At 77.3% G+C, this 4036-nt stretch carries 2 protein-coding genes; both read left to right on the forward strand.

What is annotated here, in order from left to right; translation table 11 throughout:
• On the forward strand, window positions 1-1505 hold a 1505-nt coding region (locus tag PV350_RS45255; protein ID WP_500339147.1), incomplete at its 5' end, for an AAA family ATPase.
• Window position 1506: 1 nt separating this feature from the next.
• Window positions 1507-4011, forward strand: coding sequence for a poly(A) polymerase (locus PV350_RS45260; protein WP_500339148.1), 2505 nt, complete (start codon window positions 1507-1509; stop codon window positions 4009-4011).
• Window positions 4012-4036 lie beyond the last annotated feature (25 nt).

A 4036-nucleotide genomic window follows, 5' to 3' on the forward strand; every position in this document is an offset into this window, starting at 1 on the left:
CCTCCCTCCCGCCCGGCCTGCGGGTGTGCGGGGAGAACCTGCACGCCCGCCACTCCCTCGCCTACCAGGACCTGGACAGCTGGTTCTACGGCTTCTCCGTCTGGGACGGCGACCGGTGCCTGGACTGGGACCGCACGGCCCGCATCCTTCGGCGCCTCGGGATCCCGGTGCCCCCCGTGCTGTGGCGCGGCACGTACGACGAACGCGCGCTGCGCGCCCTGCGCCTGGACACCTCACGTCAGGAGGGCTACGTCGTCCGCACCGTCGACGGCTTCCGGTACGAGGAGTTCGGCCGCCGCGTCGCCAAGTGGGTACGCGCAGGCCATGTGACCACCGGCACCCACTGGATGCACGCCCCCGTCGTGGAGAACGGTCTGGGCCCGGCCGCCCCGCTGTGGGCGGTGCGCTCCGGCGCGGCCCCGGACGCCGGCGCGCTCGCCGCCGCCGTGGGCGTCACCGTCACCGGCCCCGGCGCCGCCGACCGTGCCGCCGACGTCTCCGCCCGGCTGGACGTCCTCGGCCGCACCGGGGACGCCCGGCTGGCCGGGGTCCTCGCCGCCCTGCTGCACGACACCCCCCGCGCCCGCCTGGCGGCCCGCCTCGCCGGGCCGCTCACCATGCCCCAGGCCCGGCGGGTGGCCGACCTGGCCGGACTGCACGCGGCCCTGCACCGCCCGTACCCCGACGAGGCACGCGCGGCCGGCCTGGCCCGCATGGCGCTCGCCGCCGACCTGGGCGTCCTGCACGCCGTGGCGGCCGCCGCGGCGCCCGACGACGCCGCCCGCGAGCAGACCGAATGGTCGGCGCTGCACGCCGAGGAGGCCGGCCTGCTCGGACCCGACCCGCTCGGCCCGCTGCGCCACGGACTGCGCGGAGCCCTCGCCGGGCTCGCCCCTGCCGCCGCCGACCGCTGCTGGGCGGAGGCCCGTGCCGCGTACGCCGCCGGGCGGATCGGCGGCGCGGAGGAGGCCGTGGCCGCCACCTGGCGGTGGCGTTCCGCGGAGTTCCCCCGTCTGATCCATCTGACCGGACCCGCGGGCAGCGGCAAGAGCACCTTCGCCGGCACGCTGCCCGGCACCGCCGTCCGCATCGCCCTGGACGACCTGCGCCTCGCCCGCGGCTCCCGCGCCGACCAGCGCGCCAACGCCGACGTCCTGCGCGAGGGGCTGCGCCGGCTCGACACCGCCCTGGCCGGGCGTGCGACGGTGGTGTGGGACGCCACGTCCCTCAATCCGCACCAGCGCTCCCTGGTGCACGCGGTGGCCCGCCGCCGCGACGCCCTGATCACGCACGCGGTGACCCTGGTCGACGAGGAGGAGCTGGCCCGGCGCAACGCCGGCCGCGCCCACCCGGTGCCCCCCGCCGTGCTGACCGCGCAGGCCCGCCGGTTCGCCCCGCCGTACCCCGGCGAGGCCCACCGCACCTGGTACGTCGGCGCGGGCGGCACCGTCGAGGACACCGACGGCTCGCTCGGCGGCGGCGCCGCGGCCGGACAGGAGGCATGACATGCGCACCAGCGAGGAGATCTACCACCGCGTCCGCTGGGACGCCCGGTTCGACCCGGCGCGCTTCGTGATCGGCGTCCACCAGCGCGGCGCCGCGCCCAAGCGCATCCCGCTGCCCGCCTTCGTGCCCGGTGGCGAGATCCCCTGGCACCGCGTGCTGTTCGTCGAGGCGGACGGAGAGCTCGTCTGGGACCGGGCCACCGGCACCGACCGCATGGACGCCACCGACGCCGGACGCGTCCGCGACCCGCGCCTGCTGCGCCCGCCGTTCTTCACCGCCCGCGTCCCGCACGCCTGGGACGAGGACGGGCAGCGCTGGCGGCCCGCCGGGCAGGCGACACCCGGCCGGGCGGGCACGGCCGGCGGCGGCCGGTTGCGGGTCCTGACCTGGAACACCCTGTGGGACCGGTACGACAGCCACCGCATCGACACCGACCGCCGCCGCCCCCTGCTGCTGAGCGCCCTGGAGGAGGCGGACGCCGACGTCATCGCCCTGCAGGAGGTCGAGCCCGTGCTGCTCGACATGCTGCTGCGGACCCCCTGGGTGCGCTCCCGCTACACCCTCGGCACCGACCCGGACGGACGTGACACCGACGACAGCGGGGTGCTGCTGCTCAGCCGGCTGCCCGTACGGGAGGCCGCCCGGCACACCCTCGGACCGCACAAGGCCGTCGCCGCGATCACCGTCGAGACGGCCGCCGGTCCGCTCGTGGCCGCCGTCACCCACCTCAGCAGCGACCACTCCGAGGACGGTCCGGCCCGCAGACAGGCCGAACTCGCCCGGCTCGCCGAGGGACTCGCCGGCGTCGAGGGCGACCTGCTGCTGCTCGGCGACTTCAACGACGGAGGCGACGGGCCGGCCCTCGCCCTCGGCCTGCGCGACGCCTGGACCGAGGCGCACGGGCCGGACGACCACACCCCCACCTTCGACCCGGCCGTCAACCCGCTGGCGGCGGTCTCCTCGCTCAGTGGCCGTGCCTCCCGGCTCGACCGCGTCCTGCTGCGCGAGGGCGGCCCGCGTGTCACGGGGGCGGCGCTGCGGGGCGAGAACCCCACGGCGGAGGGCCTGTTCGTCTCCGACCACTACGGCGTGGAGGTCACGCTCGCCCTCGCGACGGGGGCGGCGGACGAGGCCGAGGACGTCCTCGACCTGGCACCGACCGCGCGCACCGCCGTGGCCTGGCTGCCGCCGCGCGAGCTGTGGCCCCCCATCCAGGCCGTCCGGCGCGATCACGATCCGCAGATCCACCGCTGGCCGCCGCACGTGAACCTGCTCTTCGGCTTCGTGCCGGAGGCCGCGTTCGAGCGCGCAGCGCCGCAGCTGTCGCAGGCCGCGGCCGGCGTCCGTCCCTTCACCGCCCGCCTCGACGGGGTGCACACCTTCGGGCACCGCGAGGACGCCACCGTCTGGCTCGACCCGGGAGCCGACGGCGGCACCTCCTGGGCGGTACTCCAGCACGCCCTCGCCCGCCGTTTCCCCCGCTGCCGGGGCCGCGCCGAGGGCTTCACCCCGCATCTGTCGCTCGGCCGGACGCGGGACCCGCTGCGGGTGGCCGCCGAGTGCGCGGCCCGACTGCGCGGGACGACGGCACAGGCCGGCGAACTCGTCCTGCTCTCCCGGCGCGGGGACGAACCGATGCGGGTCCGGGCCACGGTCGGACTCGGCACGGGGGAGCTGCGCTGGGTGCCCGACACCGCCGACACCGGCACACCCGGCGTCACCGGCGCACCCGACGACGTCCCGCACGCCGAGGAGACCGCGCGGCGCGTCGCCGACGCCCTGGGCGACGGCGTGGTCCACCTCGCCGGCTCCCGCCGCATGGGGTGCGCGCTGCCCGGTGCCGACCTCGACCTCGTCGCGGCGCTGCCGGGCACGGTGGACATGGCGCAGGTCCGGGGCAAGGTGGCCGCCGGGCTGCCGGAGGCCACCCGCGTACGGCAGGTGACCGGCGCCCGGGTGCCGGGACTGCGCTTCCGCGTCGGCGCGCTGGACGTCGACCTCGTCGTCGTCGCCACCGGCGGCCTCGACCCCGCCGAGGCCGTGGGCCGCCGCACCGAACTGGGCGAGGCCGCCGCCGTCGCGCTGAGCGCCGTCAGCGACGCCGACGCGGTCCTCGAACTCGCCGGTGACCATGACCGCTTCGCCGGTCTCGCCCGCGAGGTCAAGGCCTGGGCCCGGGCACGCGGCCTGGACTCCGCCCCCTTCGGCGGCCTGCCCGGCCTGGCCTGGGCGCTGCTCGCCGCCCGCACCGTCCACGACGCCCCCGGCCTGACCGGCGCCGGGCTGCTCCGGCACTTCTTCGCCACCTGGGCCGCCTGGGACTGGCGTCAACCGGTGGGCGCCGCCGGGCAGTCGGGCCCGGCGATCTCCATCGCCACCCCCACCGAGCCCGTCCGCCCGTGCACCGCGCAGGTCGGCCCGGACGGCCGCGACCTGCTCGCCGGGGAGCTCTACCGCGCCTCTATACAATTTCCCGGCCCCCACGAACCTCTCATCCTCCGATAAGGCGTCTTTCCACTGAAAAAAAAAA

It is taken from the genome of Streptomyces sp. PA03-6a (assembly GCF_033792765.1).
Classification (GTDB): domain Bacteria; phylum Actinomycetota; class Actinomycetes; order Streptomycetales; family Streptomycetaceae; genus Actinacidiphila.

Bases quoted from the DNA above. Each gene is read 5' to 3' on its own strand.
- PV350_RS45260 (WP_500339148.1), top strand. From the start codon at position 1,507: ATGCGCACCAGCGAGGAGATCTACCACCGCGTCCGCTGGGACGCCCGG.